The 16,038-nt window shown below is 46.5% G+C and carries 16 protein-coding genes; all 16 read right to left on the reverse strand.

The genetic code is table 11. The features are described from left to right. Positions 1 to 43 precede the first annotated feature (43 nt). Positions 44 to 451, reverse strand: coding sequence for a 3-hydroxyacyl-ACP dehydratase FabZ family protein (locus tag ACXHJ1_RS06340; RefSeq protein WP_017427040.1), 408 nt, complete (start codon positions 449 to 451; stop codon positions 44 to 46). A gap of 4 nt (positions 452 to 455) precedes the next feature. Continuing rightward, a complete protein-coding gene (gene fabF, locus ACXHJ1_RS06345) occupies positions 456 to 1,700 on the reverse strand; it encodes a beta-ketoacyl-ACP synthase II (protein ID WP_457905805.1) in 1,245 nt (414 codons plus the stop codon). A 20-nt stretch (positions 1,701 to 1,720) separates the two neighbouring features. Then, positions 1,721 to 3,421, reverse strand: a complete 1,701-nt coding sequence (locus ACXHJ1_RS06350; protein ID WP_457905806.1) for a thiamine pyrophosphate-binding protein — start codon at positions 3,419 to 3,421, stop codon at positions 1,721 to 1,723. Further along, entirely contained in the window at positions 3,418 to 4,641 is a 1,224-nt protein-coding gene (locus ACXHJ1_RS06355) for an aldehyde dehydrogenase family protein (RefSeq protein ID WP_016818889.1), read from the reverse strand. The genes ACXHJ1_RS06350 and ACXHJ1_RS06355 overlap by 4 nt, the downstream gene beginning before the upstream one ends. Positions 4,642 to 4,685: 44 nt before the next feature. Further along, on the reverse strand, positions 4,686 to 6,146 hold the full coding sequence (locus ACXHJ1_RS06360) for a class I adenylate-forming enzyme family protein (protein ID WP_457905807.1): 1,461 nt from the start codon (positions 6,144 to 6,146) through the stop codon (positions 4,686 to 4,688). 12 nt (positions 6,147 to 6,158) lie between these two features. Further along, positions 6,159 to 6,929 (reverse strand): enoyl-ACP reductase FabI, encoded by a 771-nt coding sequence (fabI, locus tag ACXHJ1_RS06365; protein ID WP_017427043.1) that lies wholly within the window; start codon positions 6,927 to 6,929, stop codon positions 6,159 to 6,161. 422 nt (positions 6,930 to 7,351) lie between these two features. After that, the gene (locus ACXHJ1_RS06370; RefSeq protein WP_016818892.1) at positions 7,352 to 7,885 is read right to left on the reverse strand and encodes a hypothetical protein; all 534 of its coding nucleotides are present in this window, start codon (positions 7,883 to 7,885) and stop codon (positions 7,352 to 7,354) included. Positions 7,886 to 8,173: 288 nt separating this feature from the next. Continuing rightward, on the reverse strand, positions 8,174 to 9,511 hold the full coding sequence (locus ACXHJ1_RS06375) for a TrkH family potassium uptake protein (protein WP_016818893.1): 1,338 nt from the start codon (positions 9,509 to 9,511) through the stop codon (positions 8,174 to 8,176). 87 nt (positions 9,512 to 9,598) lie between these two features. Next, the gene (gene lysS, locus ACXHJ1_RS06380) at positions 9,599 to 11,125 is read right to left on the reverse strand and encodes a lysine--tRNA ligase (RefSeq protein WP_016818894.1); all 1,527 of its coding nucleotides are present in this window, start codon (positions 11,123 to 11,125) and stop codon (positions 9,599 to 9,601) included. Between the two features lie 112 nt (positions 11,126 to 11,237). After that, positions 11,238 to 11,714, reverse strand: a complete 477-nt coding sequence (gene greA, locus ACXHJ1_RS06385) for a transcription elongation factor GreA (RefSeq protein WP_013308160.1) — start codon at positions 11,712 to 11,714, stop codon at positions 11,238 to 11,240. A gap of 214 nt (positions 11,715 to 11,928) precedes the next feature. Next, entirely contained in the window at positions 11,929 to 12,957 is a 1,029-nt protein-coding gene (gene dusB, locus ACXHJ1_RS06390; protein WP_019685747.1) for a tRNA dihydrouridine synthase DusB, read from the reverse strand. A 46-nt stretch (positions 12,958 to 13,003) separates the two neighbouring features. After that, on the reverse strand, positions 13,004 to 13,204 hold the full coding sequence (locus tag ACXHJ1_RS06395) for a helix-turn-helix domain-containing protein (protein ID WP_080561116.1): 201 nt from the start codon (positions 13,202 to 13,204) through the stop codon (positions 13,004 to 13,006). Then, positions 13,156 to 13,704, reverse strand: coding sequence for a 2-amino-4-hydroxy-6-hydroxymethyldihydropteridine diphosphokinase (gene folK / locus ACXHJ1_RS06400; RefSeq protein WP_017427046.1), 549 nt, complete (start codon positions 13,702 to 13,704; stop codon positions 13,156 to 13,158). The genes ACXHJ1_RS06395 and folK overlap by 49 nt, the downstream gene beginning before the upstream one ends. Positions 13,705 to 13,713: 9 nt before the next feature. Then, positions 13,714 to 14,076, reverse strand: coding sequence for a dihydroneopterin aldolase (gene folB / locus ACXHJ1_RS06405; protein ID WP_013368705.1), 363 nt, complete (start codon positions 14,074 to 14,076; stop codon positions 13,714 to 13,716). Positions 14,077 to 14,277: 201 nt separating this feature from the next. After that, positions 14,278 to 15,144, reverse strand: a complete 867-nt coding sequence (gene folP / locus ACXHJ1_RS06410) for a dihydropteroate synthase (RefSeq protein ID WP_457905808.1) — start codon at positions 15,142 to 15,144, stop codon at positions 14,278 to 14,280. Continuing rightward, positions 15,141 to 16,037, reverse strand: coding sequence for an aminotransferase class IV (locus ACXHJ1_RS06415; protein WP_457905809.1), 897 nt, complete (start codon positions 16,035 to 16,037; stop codon positions 15,141 to 15,143). Before ACXHJ1_RS06415 ends, folP begins: the two co-directional genes overlap by 4 nt. Position 16,038: the final 1 nt, after the last annotated feature.

A 16,038-nucleotide genomic window follows, 5' to 3' on the forward strand; every position in this document is an offset into this window, starting at 1 on the left:
GTCAGGAGGACAAAAAGACAGTTTAACGCGCGCTTCCACCCCGTCATTGATCAAGTGAAACAATTTCTTCCGCCTCAGCCACCAATCGTTCGCCTACGGTAGCCCGGCCACTTCCGAGAATATAACCACGCCGACGCTTGACCACTTCAAAATAGAGATCTATTCGGTCCCCAGGCTTCGCAAGGCTATGAAAGCGAACGCCATTGAGGTTGGTTAGGTATGAAATACCTCTTTTGTCAATCGCAGCGAATGCCGCTAATTGTGCAAGCGACTCCACGATCAGCATAGGAGGCATGTATGGATTAGCTTCTGTAATAAACCATTCGCTTGAGGTAACAAGCTTGTACCCCTTCGCCCATTGCGACGTTTCGTACCCGGTCACGCCATCGAGCAGAAGAAATGGGTACCTGTGCGGAAGCACATCCTGAATATGGACTAGCTCTTCGCTCACAGGCTTATACCCCCTCCCACTTACGAACGGCAAGACAGACGTTGTGTCCTCCAAAACCAAAAGAATTACTAATCGCCGCACGGACTTCACGTTCCTGATATACATGCGGTACAAAATTCAGTTCAGGGGCTTCGGGATTGTCACAATTGAGTGTCGGTGGTACTTTGCTGTGGATCATGCTCTGTACCGTTGCAATTAATTCGACTGCCCCAGCACCGCCCATTAAATGGCCTGTCATGGATTTAATAGACGATATTGCCAACCGGGGTGCATGCTCTCCAAATACTTTTTGAATAGCATTAATCTCCATGCGATCATTAAATGGCGTACTCGTACCGTGGGCATTGACATAGTCAATCTCCTGCGGTGTTAAGCCCCCATCTTGCAGCGCTATATTGATCGCTTCTGCCGGGCCGGAGCCCGAGGGATCTGGAGCCGTGATATGGTATGCATCCGTTGTGCATCCATAACCCGCAACTTCAGCCAAAATGGTGGCCCCCCGGTTCAAGGCATGCTCCAACTCCTCCAGCACTAGAACCCCTGCCCCACCACCGATGACAAAACCGTCGCGATCCGTATCAAACGGGCGACTGGCTTTCTGTGGCTCTTCATTACGTCTGGAAAGAGCGTGAATATTCGCAAAAGAAGCCAAATCAAGCTGACTAAAGTTGGCCTCTGCTCCTCCAGCCACTACGACATCAGCTGTGCCGTATTGGATCGTACGTAATGCTTCACCGATGGCATTGCTTCCTGTGGCACAAGCAGTGACCACAGCAAACGAAGGTCCCTTAGCACCAATGGCAATAGAAATTTCGCCAGGCGCGGAATTAATCATCATCGAGGAAACAAAATAAGGAGAGACCCTTTTAGGACCAAGCTCCGTTAATTTTCTGTAGTTCTCCTCTATGACATCGAGGCCGCCTGCTCCAGAGCCGACGATAACACCCACACGACCTGCATTTCGTTCGTCTATGATTAACCTCGATTGCTCGACTGCCTGACGGGCAGCCGCCAAAGCGAATTGAGTGAACTGTGCAACCTTTTGGGCTTCCTTTTTGCTCATATACTCCAACGGGTCAAAGCCCGTAACTTGTGCACCAATTTTTGTTGGTATATTTGCTGTATCGAAAACAGTGACAGGTCCGATTCCACTTTTTCCTTCCAGCAGTGAATTCCAGAAATCTGTAAGATGAAGCCCGATCGGCGTTACGACTCCCTGTCCTGTCACTACAACACGTCTTCTCACCATACCCACGTCCTTCGCTGAAATTAATTCTTGGAAGCCTGTTGCTCGTAGAGAGGAAAGTCGCCATATACATGACTAATTTTCTCATGCACATCTGCAAGATCAGCAAACACCTCGACGACCACAAGCTTGTTCTCCTTGTACTTTTGCCAAGCAAGCTGAAGCTGCTCCCGAGCCTCCCCCTTGCTGCGGATTGCCAGACTTTCGACAAATTCATACTGGGGAATTTGGATTCCTGTCTTGACCGCCTCCGAAACAAATGGGAAGGCTTGTCCTGAGATATGCTTATAATTCATCTGGTTCTGCAGCCAACCGTAGCCGCCATTATTAAGTACAAGATAAATTACTGGTATTTGATACTGTACCGCCGTCATAAAATCTGAACAAAATAGATTGAATGCACCGTCACCTACAAGCGCTACTACCGGGCGTTCTGTCGCCACACTTGCCCCCAGAGCAGCGGCCGCACCGAATCCAAGACTCGTTTGGTCACTAGGAACAATGGAAAGTGAGCCTGTGGTAAAACGGAAATATGGATAAAAGTAGGACCACATATCCTGCAATCCGTTCTCTTGTAGAAGCACTAGGTCTTCAGGAAACTCCGTCTGAATCATGTCCAACAGTTCTGGAACGTGGATGCCGGGGGCCTTTTTCAACCCTTCCAAATAATTAGTCCTCTCTGAAAAAGCCTTCCGTTTACATCCTCTGATCGTTTCAAGCCACGCTCCATCGGGCTCCTGTCCGCGCCGTTCTAGCCATTGCTCCACTGCCGCATATCCATCGCCAAGCACCTTGATGCCTCTGAATTCGTGCGCAAAATCCTCCAGCTCTACATTGACTTGAATTAAAGGCGTATCCTGTAGCAAAATATCCCACTCGAACGTAGCCGTTTCTTCCAATCGACTGCCAAGCGTAATGACTACATCGGATTCCTGCCAGATTTGTCTCAGACTAAGATCGGTATAAAGACCGGCAACACCACAGAAAAGTTCATGGTCTTCATTCACTACACCTCGTCCCGAGGCAGTTGCGAACACAGCCGCTCCATGTTGGTTAGCGAACCGCTCAATCATATCGCTTGTCCCTGACTTCATTCCGCCTCCGACTAGAACGAGTGGTCTACGGGCATTCTCAATGATGTTCCATGCCGCATCCAGTTCCCGAACAGACGGAGAGCACGAGAGCTTTTCTGGCGGGGCAAACTGAATCCCTGTTGGCACAGACTGGTCCATCAGGTTTTCGGGTAATTCTATATAGACAGGACCTGGTGCTCCATTGATAGCCAAAAAGGCAGCCCGCTCCATCGCCCATACAAGCCGATCCACATGCTCAACACGATAAGCCCATTTGACGAGCGGCTTCACGAGTGAGATTTGATCGGCTTCCTGAAAGGATCGGGTACCCAGCTTGTCTCCTCCGGTGCCGAGCGCCAAGAGCAGGAGCGGGGCACCCAGGTTCTTGGCTTCCAGTAGCCCCGTAAGTGTATTGCTGAGCGCAGGACCTTTTCCCACAACACATACGGACATCTGGTTAGTTGTGAGCGCATAGCCTGCAGCCATAAACACAGCATTACGCTGATCTTTGCACAAAATAAAATCCATACCGGATGAGGGGAGTGACGCTACAATATTGAGATCGTCACTTGGTAATCCAAAGAGGTGCTCAACCCCAGCCGATTGTAAGTAGCCAATGATGGCATCCCAGGGGGATATGCTCGCGGTCATACCAAACTCCTCTTTTCTGACAAATATTCTGCAACAATTTCCGAGATCAAGATCGGCTTCGAAACGAGCTTATAATCGTAAAAAATATAGTTCGACATCGTGCCATAGCCACCAAAAGGCTTGTTGCCTTGATCCACATCCTCAAGGGTTTGATTAATGGTCAATGTGTGCTTCTTTCGTAGAACGTCTGCCAGATGCTCTGACCCGTATAAGCTGCAACCCATTGCCCGTTCGCTGAAATAACTGGAGGAAATGCGCTTGATCAATTGCTCGTCGTCTTGGTAGCTAACTACATTGAACACAGGCGAAAAATACTCAATAATCTCCAAGTTCTGATCCAATTCGCTATATACAACCGTTGGCTCCATTTTTTTCGTACGGAAATCAATGCCGCCGCCGTAAATAATAAACTTATCGTTCGTATTAAAATATTCAGAAACCGAATATAGCGTGTCTTTATAGAATATAGGGGAGTAGTTCGCGTTCGGATCATTGTTGGCCCCAAATACGAGTTCGTCAATCCGTTGAATCAGCAAGTTTTTAAATGGCTCGCTCACCTCTTGATGTACCAGGATGATGTCGGGTCCCAGGCAGTCTTGTCCAGAGTTGAACAATCTCATGCGAATCACATCGGTAACCGCCAGCTCCAGATCGGCATCTGGTCCAATGATGAAAGGATTGATCCCTTGTCCATAAAAAATGTAGAGCTGATCCTTGCGAATCTGTTTTTTGATCTTCTCCGCATTGGTATAGCTCCCGGTGAACACCACAATATCAGCTGGCATCACGGAATTCTCCATGAACACCTTCTGGCTAACTTTGCGAATATAGATAGGTAATTGGTGTACTGCTTGCAGCTTTTCATGCAGCATATCGACATACTCGTTTACGTGAGAAGAAGGACGAAAGTCTATATTTTCAACGTACAGGGATGGAATCAAGAGGTATAATGCATAGGAGTACAAAATGACGTTGGAGGGCATAAATACAGCCATAGATCGTTGCCAGCTTGGCTGATGGGTCTGCACTTCTTGCAATGCACCTTGAAGTGTGAGGATCGTGGAGTCAATTTCTGCATTGGCGGCCCGATAGGATGAAAATTGTGTGAGAATATCCATCACTTCTTGCCGATTTTCAATCAAATAATTGAGGCATTTCAGAATAGATTCATGCCTTTTCAAAAATAGCGTGTTTTCTGCCAGTTCTGGATTTATACTCATGGCACATTCTCCCTTTCCTATATGCGATTTTGGTAAATATCTTGTTATGCTTTGCGAGAAGCAGCTTTCTCTAGAGCAGTGCGCTCCATCTCCAGACGATCTACTTTTCCATTGCGATTTAAAGGAAAATGGTCGAGCGGAAGCAAAAGATCGGGAAACATGTAAGAAGGGAGTACCCGATTCATCTCTTTGCGGAGCATAGGTAAGACCTGTGAGGATTCACTTTCGATGAATGCAACAAGCAAAGTCCCTTTTGCCTCATCCTCCAAAGTAATCACACAGGATCGATAACCTAGTGAACCAATCCGGTCTTCGATATAGACTGGAGAGACCATGTAGCCCATCCGGTTGACTGTCTTACCACTGCGACCAATAACATACAGCATTCCGTCATCCAGATAGCCTAGATCTCCCGTCTTAAACCAGCCATCCTGGAGAACAGATTGTGTCAGGTCGGGACGATTCAGATAACCTTCCATGCATCCGGCACTTCGTATCCACACTTCGCCTACGATACCGTCCACCTGATGGTTGCCAGTAGAATCAAGTATTTTCAAATCCACACCAGGTAATGGTTTGCCACACCCCTTCGGACACTCCAGTGTCCCCAGCGTGACGTTGCCCAGTTCAGAAAGGCCATAACCATTTAGCAGGGGCTGTCCAAATATGTTGTTAAATTTCTCTTCGAGGTCTTGAGTAAGTGGAGAGCCGCCTACGCACCACATGCGGACTGGGGATTGCTTGATCAATTCCAGTTGTTCGGGTTTTCGGCTTAGCATACGCAACAAGGTGTAAAAAGCAGAGGGGTTAGCGTCTACGACCGTCGCCCGGTCTTTCGTAATACTTGCAATGACGCTCCAGAGGTTTTTTGGATTGCAGATGATGAGAGAACATGAGGTTAACCACCAGGAGAAGATAAGTGAAATTCCATAAAAATGAGAGAAGGGCACCACGGGGAGCATATGGTCAGACGGTATGTAGTTCATAGCGTGTATGGAATGTCTGATATTCTCCATAAAAGCTGATCCAGCTTTCACGATTCCCTTGGGTTTTCCCGTCGTACCTGAAGAATACAGAATGAGCGCATCGGATCTCTCGCACCACTTGTTAAAGTCGAGGGCTTCGGGCTTTGGCTCTCCCACCCAATGCGGGTGTACTGCTTCTTCTTGAATGAGATCTTGAATCAGAATAACGAGAGCATGAGGAAGTTCTAAATCGGAATCCGTCAGGATGCAACAGGCACCCGCTTCATCATAGATTTGAGCCACCTCATCAATTACAGTCTGCTCGTCCACCACAGTTATCGAAACTGCGAGATGACATAGGGAGAACAGAGATACAACAAACCAATAGGAATTGGCCGCTTTCAAAATCACTCTACCATCTTCAGGAATTCCTCTGAGAGTCAACATCCGTGAGAAGATCGTCACGTCCCGTTCCAAACGCTCCCTGCTCATAATTCCTTCAGGTGAGATAATACGGCAATCCGTATGTGTAATAAGCACAACGTTCCCCCCTTACATCCCCGTAATATGGTATCCAGCATCTACATGGATAACTTCACCCGTAATGCCTCTCGATAAATGGGAAAATAGGAATAACGCCGTATCTCCGACTTCAGACGTATCGACCGTCTTGCGTAGGGGCGTAGTTTCTTCAATATGCTTTAGCATTGTGTTAAAATCTTTAATGCCATAGGCGGCCAAAGTACGTATAGGACCAGCCGAAATCGCATTTACACGAATGCCGTAAGTACCCAGATCATTCGACAGATAGCGCATGCTGGCTTCTAGTGAGGCCTTTGCTACACCCATAATGTTGTAATTCTTGATGGCTCGTTCTGCGCCGATATACGTCATGGTGACGATACTTCCACCCTCCGTCATCAGCGGGTATACACGGCGGGATACAGCAGCCAGAGAATAGGCACTGATCTCTTGAGCAACCGCGAATCCCTCGCGAGAAGTATCGACGAACGAGCCTTCCAAATCCTCAGCCTTAGCAAACGCAACACTGTGGAAATATCCGTGTAAGACGCCTACCTTCTCCTTGAGAAAGTCCGCCAGTGCATCCAATTCTTCATCGCTCTGTACATTGCAAGGACAGACAATGGAACCCGGAATGGTTTCAGCGAGCTTTAGCACCCGTTCTGCAACCCTCTCATTTTCGTAAGTAAAAATGAGATTTGCTCCTTCCGCAGCTAAAGATTGGGCTGTCCCCCAGGCAATACTCCTGTTATTAGCCACACCCATAATCAAAATGTTCTTTCCACTCAGTAGTACTGCCACAGAAACCACCTTTCCTTTTTACATTTTTAAACATAATAACAACTTAATTGCGTTTGTCTACATATATAGACATATATAATCTTTCCTGGAATATTATCTCGTCAGTTGCCAAACTTATATAGGCGCCGTTTTAGGCAGATGGCAAGAATATTTTAAAAATTGTGAATGTGGTTTCTGTTGGTCTGTGTTCAAATCGAAAGGAGTCCATGCGTGTGAAAAAAGTGGTGAGGCAACGATAAGATGACTGTCAAAGCGATTTTAATATAAAAATATCATACTCTTATAAATATTTCCATTCCGACGATAGACGCATCCCATTATCGAAAGTAACCACTTCATTTCACCATCAATGACTCTCCCGATTTGAACATCCTGAGTGACCAGCCTGATTCGTTTCAAGCTTGCGGCTCTATTCCTCTTGGCTAAGCCTTATGTTTATGTTTTTTAGGAGCTAAGGTATAGCTGAAGGAGACAACAAAGTCGATTGCCAGAACGATCGCCCATGTTTGCATGATGCCCTCCAGTGCCGCCGTACGCTGCGGATCACCTACATATACAATGATGGCGAGCAACAAAGCGTTGCCTATAGCCCAGCCCAACAGGTGAAGCAACCAACCTATACGCTCCTCTTTTGCATGAGCAGCACCATACTTGCGTTCAGGCTTGGGTCCTTTACCAAACCAATGAGAGAATCGTACATCGGCCCACTTAATTAACCTATGACCAAATGCCACGGTAATACCAAAATAACAGGCTGCCAGGCCAGTAGCAGTCGTAATCTCCATGCCACTTCTCACCGTGATGAACACCGCAATCAGCAACAGGATATCAATAATTGGGGTAAAGAGTAAAAGAAGGCCCCCTAATTTCTTCAACCCAAACATATACCTTGCGACTAACCCTGCAACAACAAAAACCCAAAATAAAACCTCAGCACTAATAATAAATAAATACATAATGGACGATTCCTTTCAAATTTGAAATTGGTATTTCCCTAAGTCCCCCCCTTCATGCCCACTATCATACAATATTATACATAATATTCCTAGTATTTTGTCTATAATTACATAAAAGGAAACAAATAGCCGTTTTTTTACAATAAAATTGCGGCTATTTAGTCCATTTCCTCTTATTCTCAAATTGGGCATTTTTCATAATATGCAGCAAATAAAGGATTATGTTATGTGCAATAAAAAAAGATGCTCCCCTGTCATCAGCACGGGTGCATCTTTTATATAGATAAGCTATCCAATTACAATATGTCCTTCAGGACGACGGTACAACGTCTTGGTCGAACGTGGGCGAATGGCATAGGCAATCGTAAGAGGACCAATTCGACCAATAAACATCGTCACACACATAATCAGCTTGCCTGCGTCAGACAATCCTGGAGTCACTCCTACAGACAGCCCCACCGTTCCGATGGCAGAAGCCGCCTCAAATGCAAGAGAGAGAAATGGGGCATCCTCGGTCATTAAAAGCAGTATCACCACAATCGAGAAGATAAATAGCGCCATTACAATAATGGTCAATGCCCGCATCATGATATCCTGAGGAACCCTATGACGGAAAAACACAATTTCCTTCTGTCCTCGCATGACGGCAATTAACGCACCTACCATAAGCAGAAACGTAGTTGTTTTAATTCCTCCTCCAGTAGAGCCTGGAGAAGCACCGATAATCATCAGCAGCATAATGAAAAATTGACTGGCCTGCCTTAACCCGCTGATGTCGACGGTGCTTGTTCCCGATGATCTCGTGGAGACGGATTGGAAGACAGCGGCATATACTTTGCCTTCCCAGTTCAGTCCACCCAAGGTTCGTGCATTGGTAAACTCAAAAATAAATATAACCAGCGCACCAATGACAATGAGCGCTCCCGACACGCTTAGCACCATTTTAGAGTGTAAAGTCAGTCTCCGGGTACGACGAAAATCGAACAAGTCGCTGAGGACAAGAAAACCCAATCCTCCCGAAATCACAAGCACAGATGCAATCATATTGAAAACAAAATCTCCAGCGTATTGCTGGAAGCTAGTTCCGAACAGATCGAATCCCCCGTTATTAAAGAGGGATACGGAATGAAAAATCCCATAATATATCGCCTGTCCGACCGGCATCTCTCGCATCCACCGCAAAGCTAAGACGACAGCCGCGATCGCTTCAATTGTAAAAGAAAAGATCAGCACCTTGCGAATAATGCGCACGATCCCTTCCATGCTATCGGCGTTAATCGCTTCCTTAAGCAGCAGCCGATCCTTCAACGATAGCCGTCGTCCCATCAACAGCGCAAACAAGGTCGCTAAGGTCATAAACCCTAGCCCACCTAGCTGCATCAGCACCAAAATGACCGTTTCTCCAAATACCGTATAGGTCGAATCGACGTCAACGACGACCAACCCTGTGACACAAGCAGCAGAGACGGACGTAAAAAGCGAATCAATCCAATGCGGAGCATGTCCACCATGATTGGCAATAGGAAGCATCAGCAGCAAAGTACCCGATGCAATAATCAATACATATCCGATGACCAATATAAAAGGAGGCGATGCGAACCGACTAAGCTTGACGCTGCGTTTCATCAGAACTATTCCTCTCCATCCGTTCTTATGAAAAAGAGGAACAAGACACGGGAACCCCGGCTGATCCTCTATATTCATAATGTGATGTTATTCTACTGTACGGTTACGCATATGCGGGAAAAGCAGCACATCGCGAATGGAAGGCGCATCTGTCAGCAACATAACCAAACGATCGATGCCGATGCCCAGTCCGCCTGTTGGCGGCATACCGTATTCCAAGGCGCGGATAAAGTCATCATCCATTTGATGAGCTTCATCATTGCCATGCTCACGTTCCAGCAATTGCGATTCAAAACGTTGGCGCTGGTCAATTGGATCATTCAGCTCAGTGAACGCATTCGCATGCTCACGAGCGACCATGAACAGCTCGAAGCGATCCGTAAAACGCGGGTCCTGTTCATTTTTCTTCGCCAATGGCGAGATTTCAACCGGATGTCCAGTAATAAAGGTCGGCTGAATAAGCGTTTCCTCTACAAAATGCTCAAAGAATGCATTCAGGATATGACCAAATGTCATGTGCGGTTCAACCGGAACCTTATGCTCTTTCGCAAGGCGATGAGCTTCTTCATTACTCATTTGCACACTAAAGTCTACGCCTGTTACTTCTTTAACAGCATCGACCATGGAAACTCTGCGCCATTGCGGCGTCAGATCGACTTCCTGACCTTGATACTGAATGTGCTGTGTGCCCAGTACTTCCTGCGCAATATGTGCAATCATGTTTTCCGTCAATTGCATGATATCTTTATAATCAGCATATGCCTCATACAGCTCAATCAACGTAAACTCAGGGTTATGACGAGTCGATACACCTTCGTTACGGTATACACGTCCGATCTCATATACTTTCTCCATTCCGCCAACAATTAGTCGCTTCAAATGAAGTTCAATAGCAATACGCATATAAAGCTGCGTGTCCAATGCATTGTGGTGTGTAATAAATGGCTTCGCCGCCGCCCCGCCAGCAATGGCATGCAACGTTGGAGTTTCAACTTCCAAATAACCGAGCGAATCCAGATAACGACGCATGGATTGAATAATACGGGACCGCATAATGAACGTTTTTTGTACTTCTGGGTTCATAATCAGATCTACGTAACGCTGACGATAACGCAATTCAACATCCTTCAAACCATGATATTTCTCCGGCAATGGATACAAGGATTTGGACAAGACTTCAATATCCAATACTTTGATCGTCGTTTCGCCTGTCTTGGTTTTAAAGAGCACGCCCTTAACACCAACAATATCGCCGAGATCCAAAATACCAAATGCTTTATAATTCGCTTCAGGTACAGTGTCTTGACGAACATAGATTTGAATACGTCCGCTAAGATCCTGTATATGAGCAAAGCTGGCTTTCCCCATCACTCGTTTAGCCATAATGCGGCCTGCTATGCTAACTTCAATATTTTTTTCTTCCAATTCTTCCTTGGTCAAGCTGTCATACTTGCTCAGTAGTACGCCCGCTTCATCCGTGCGTATGTATTTGCGTCCAAAAGGATCAATGCCCAATGAGCGAAGCTCGTCCAATTTGGCACGACGAATTTGCAATAATTCACTTAATTCCTCGCGATTTTCCTGTAATTCCTGGTTAGTAGTTTCATCCGACATGGTGCTAAATCAGCTCCTTCAATATGAATAGACGGGCCGGGGTCCGTCTCGGGTGTAGAGAAAAAAAGCTTCCACAAGGAAGCTTTTACATTAAATTCCAAAGTCCGTGTTTTTATTTCTTGATATCCACGATTTTATATTGAATAACACCTGCTGGAACGGTTACATCTACAACAGTTCCTTTTTTCTTACCGAGAATAGCCTTGCCAACCGGGCTTTCATTGGAGATCTTGTTTTGGAGCGGGTCGGATTCGGCAGAACCTACGATAGCATACTCTGTAATATCCCCGAATTCCAAGTCTTCAACGGTTACAGTTGCCCCTACTCCCACAACATCGGTGTCAATTTCATCGCTATTGATAATACGGGCATTACGTAGCATCTTCTCTAAAGTAATTACACGGCCTTCAATAAAGGCCTGCTCATTCTTCGCATCCTCGTATTCGGAGTTTTCACTAATATCTCCGTATCCGATGGCTACCTTAATCCGTTCAGCCACTTCGCGGCGTTTGACAGACTTTAAGTTCTCAAGCTCATCTTCGAGCTTTCTAAGGCCTTCCTGTGTCAGAATGACTTCTTTATCGCTCATCTCAACCGATTCTCCTGTCATGGGAAAAGTTTAAAAGTGCATCGGAATGCACGCTTTCAAAACATAATATGCCACTCTGAGGGAATGAGAACATTTCCTGCTGTTGTCTTGAGAGCTGCATACAATTTGTAGTATACATCAAGATTTTATACTGAACGATTATAGGGCAAGCAATTGGAAAAGTCAATCGCATGCACAAGCCGGAACTGCTTCCTTATTGCGCAACAGTAACAGGAGAAGCAGCGCTTGTAGAAGACCCCTCGTTTTCCACCATGTGCAATTGAGATACAAATTGATTCAAAATACGTACCATATCGTCGCGCTTTGTTTCTTCCATAATTACATCCTTAATACGTGCAGAACCTTTAATCCCCTTGAGGTACCAAGCCAGATGCTTGCGCATTTCACGAACAGCTACTGCTTCGCCTTTCAGCGCCACCAGACGGTCCATATGCAGAATGGCAATACGGATTTTTTCTTCCGGTGATGGATCGGGCAACAGCTTACCCGTCTGCAAATACTCAATCGTACGGTACAGCATCCATGGATTCCCCAGAGCGCCGCGTCCAATCATAACGCCATCACAATTGGTCAAATCCAACATTCGGCGGGCATCTTCCGGAGTTAACACATCACCATTTCCAATGACAGGAATGGATACTGCTTCTTTAACTTCTTTTATAATATCCCAATTCGCATGCCCCGTATACAATTGCTCACGTGTACGGCCATGTACGCTGACGGCCTGACCTCCGGCACGTTCAACAGCACGAGCGTTCTCTACAGCGTAAATATGCTCGCTATCCCAACCGATACGCATTTTCACGGTAACCGGCTTGCTCACGGATTCCACTACCGCCGATACCATTTCATAAATCTTGTTTGGATCGAGCAGCCAACGAGCACCTGCATCACATTTGGTCACTTTGGGAACCGGGCAGCCCATATTGATGTCAATAATATCTGCATTCGTCTCCTGGTCTACGACTTTCGCTGCTTCCACCAAAGATTTGCGGTCGCCTCCGAAAATTTGCAAGCTAAGCGGCTTCTCGCGCTCATCTACAAACAGCATCTCGCGTGTACGCTTGTTGCCGTGAATGATGGCCTTATCACTAACCATTTCTGCACATACCAAGCCTGTACCGAATTCCTTGGCGATCAAGCGAAAAGCAGGGTTGCACACGCCTGCCATTGGTGCCAGGACGACTTGGTTTTTCATTTCAATGTCGCCGATTTTCAGCATATCCGTTCCCTCCTTTACTCCTTCTTTATATATCGTATATTTATCTTCATTCCGTCAATTCCCGGACTTCAATCTCTAGCGTTTGGGCAATGATGTTTAGCATGTCTGGGTCTACTGCACGGTTACCTCGCTCTACAGCACCTAATACAGTCAAAGATATGCCCGTTCGGTCTGCCAACTCCTGCTGGGTGAACCCTTTTAGCTTCCGAAAGGCGCGGAGTCGTTGCGCCAGCTGCAAGTTTTCCAAAGCTGTATGCCGTCCTTTCCATCCACAGAATTCAATGCAGTATGCACGATACTGTACAGACCGGACGAATCTTGGTTCGGAACAATGTCAGCCAAGGGAACCAGCACAAAAGCACGCTCCAACATACGAGGGTGAGGAAGCTCCAAATCCGTCGTAGCCAGTTGTTCCGCTTCCATCCACAACAAGTCCAGATCAATGGTTCGTGGACCGTTAGGAATATGTCTTACCCTTCCCAGACGACTCTCCACGTCCAGCATATAAAACAAAAGCTCCTCTGGAGCAAGTGTTGTCGATACGGCTACCGTCATATTCAAAAAAGAAGGCTGATCCAGATATCCAACAGGCTCTGTTTCATACAGACTGGAGCAGCGCAGCACTCGTATCGCCGGATGTTCGTCCAGTGCGGTAATGGCTTCATACAGGGTATGCTCACGCTCCCCCAAATTAGCCCCTAAAGCAATATAAGCCTCTGATGCCTCAGAGGTCGAATGTGCATTCATGTATCGTTCCTACTTTCTTGCGCGATAAAGCTCAACCGTCACACCCTGAAAATGAATATCAAACGGCGGATGCGGCTTCGTCACTTTGACAGTCAGTGCATTGACACTAGTATAAGTGTCCAGTAGGGAAGATGCAATACGTTCGCCTAAAGCTTCAATCAATTGGTAAGATTCCTTTTCTACGATATCTTTCACGGTATAATGCACCTCAGCATAATTAACCGTTTTGTCCAAAGCGTCCTGCTCCCCTGCTTCACGCAGATCAAGCTCCAGTTCCAAGTCAATATAGTAACGCTGTCCCAGCTTACGTTCCTCGGGAAAAACGCCGTGATATCCGTAATACTCCATGCGATGCAATTTCATTTTATCCATCTTAGGTAAGTCCCCCTGTTTATTTGATTTTATCTATATAAGTTCCACATAAAAGTTTCATATCGCTCGCCTCCAAAGCTTTTCAAGGAAAAGCTACATCGCAAGCATATACTTAACGGGATTCTTACAGATATATAATTTATCAATTCAAAAGAATCCCATTGCAACAGCGATCGTAGAATCAAAGGATTCGTGCGGGCTTTATCCACCATAACTCAGTGGATTTTTAGACCCGTACACCATCGCATCACACATACGTACAGTGCGCTTGATTTGTGCCACATCGTGTACACGCACAATCTGGCACCCTTGGGCAATCCCAAAGGCCACGGTAGCCGCAGTTCCCTCCACTACATCATCCACTGGCAAATCCAGTGCTGTACGGATAAATTTTTTGCGCGACGTAGCCAACAACAGCGGAAATCCCAGCTGACTTAATGTATCAAGAGAAGTCATGGCATGAATATTTTCATCATAGTCTTTGGCAAAACCGATGCCTGGGTCTAAAATGATCTGCTCCTTACGGACCCCTGCTTTCAGTGCTAATTGGATACTTTCTTGTAAATCGGACAGCATATCAGAAACCAAATCGGTATAGTTACGGTCGTGACGATTATGCATCAAAATGACCGGACAATCGAATTCAGCTGCTACTCGTGCCATATCGGGGTCTGCCTTAAACCCCCACACATCATTAATGATGTGTGCGCCTGCTTCAAGCGCCTGTCTGGCTACTTCGGCTTTGTAAGTATCCACAGACAATGGGATATGCGGTGCAATACGATGGATTGCCTGGACGACCGGAATGACCCTAGCCAGTTCCTCTTCCACACCTACTGGTTCATGACCCGGACGGGTAGATTCCCCACCAATATCAATGATATTCGCTCCATCCTCAACTAGCTTCAATGCATGTAAAACAGCAATCTCTGGAGTATAATGTAATCCTCCATCCGAAAATGAATCTGGGGTCACATTAAGTATGCCCATAATCTGGGTGGAATGCCCGAGTGTAAGCTTGGCATCCCCCATTTGATAGCTGCGTTCATAAAGAGTTGGTATATTCACTTCATCCCTGCTTTCTGCCTATAATCATGGAACAGCAAGGCTGTTATGGACTCGGTCTGCGCCAAGGGCACCGATAAATGACTTGCCACGCCTCCCGGCTCCAACAATAAATCCACGGGTCGTATTTCTTGTATAGAGTTGGTCATAAAAATTTCATCAGCCTGTTTCAGCTCATCCCAGTGGTATAACCCTTGCTCACATGGAATGCCCCGCAGGTTCGCCAACTCCAAAATGAACTCACGTGTAATGCCTGGCAGAATTCCTGTAGACAAGTCAGGGGTATACAGCGTATTATTCCGCACAAAAAACAGATTGCTAACTATTCCCTCTGCCAGAAAACCATTGGCCGTAAGCATTATTCCTTCAGCCTTATAATGGACAGCCTCGGCATACTGCTGAAGTTCCCGCTTCGCAAGAATATTATTCATATAATGGAGCGATTTTAATCGAACCTCACCCTCCGGAGTATTTCTGGGGGTTCGTAGCAACTGAAGCGCCGAAGGCGCTGAGGACTGCTCGGTTTGTGTATTTGTAGAGGGCAGCGGCTTGGCGAACAAAATATGGTTGGGCTGCGTGTAGTCACCAGATGGCAAGCCCAGTGCCTCTTCACCGGCTGATACGGTGTAGCGGATATAGGCTGCATCCAGCCCATTTGCCACCATTAGATGCTGGATGTGTTTCGTAAGCTGCTCCTTATCCGGTTGAAAAGGAATGCCGAGCATTCGGCAGCCTTCCTCCAGTCGACGTAGATGCCGATCCAGCAGGAAGGGAACCCCGTTATAGGTGCGGAATGTCTCAAACAAGCCCATTCCGTATAAAAAGCCGTGATCACTTACGTGAATCACGGCTTTTGCGGCTTCCGTGAGGACGCCATTGACTCCGATATATCTCATA

Source organism: Paenibacillus sp. ALE2 (genome assembly GCF_054113385.1).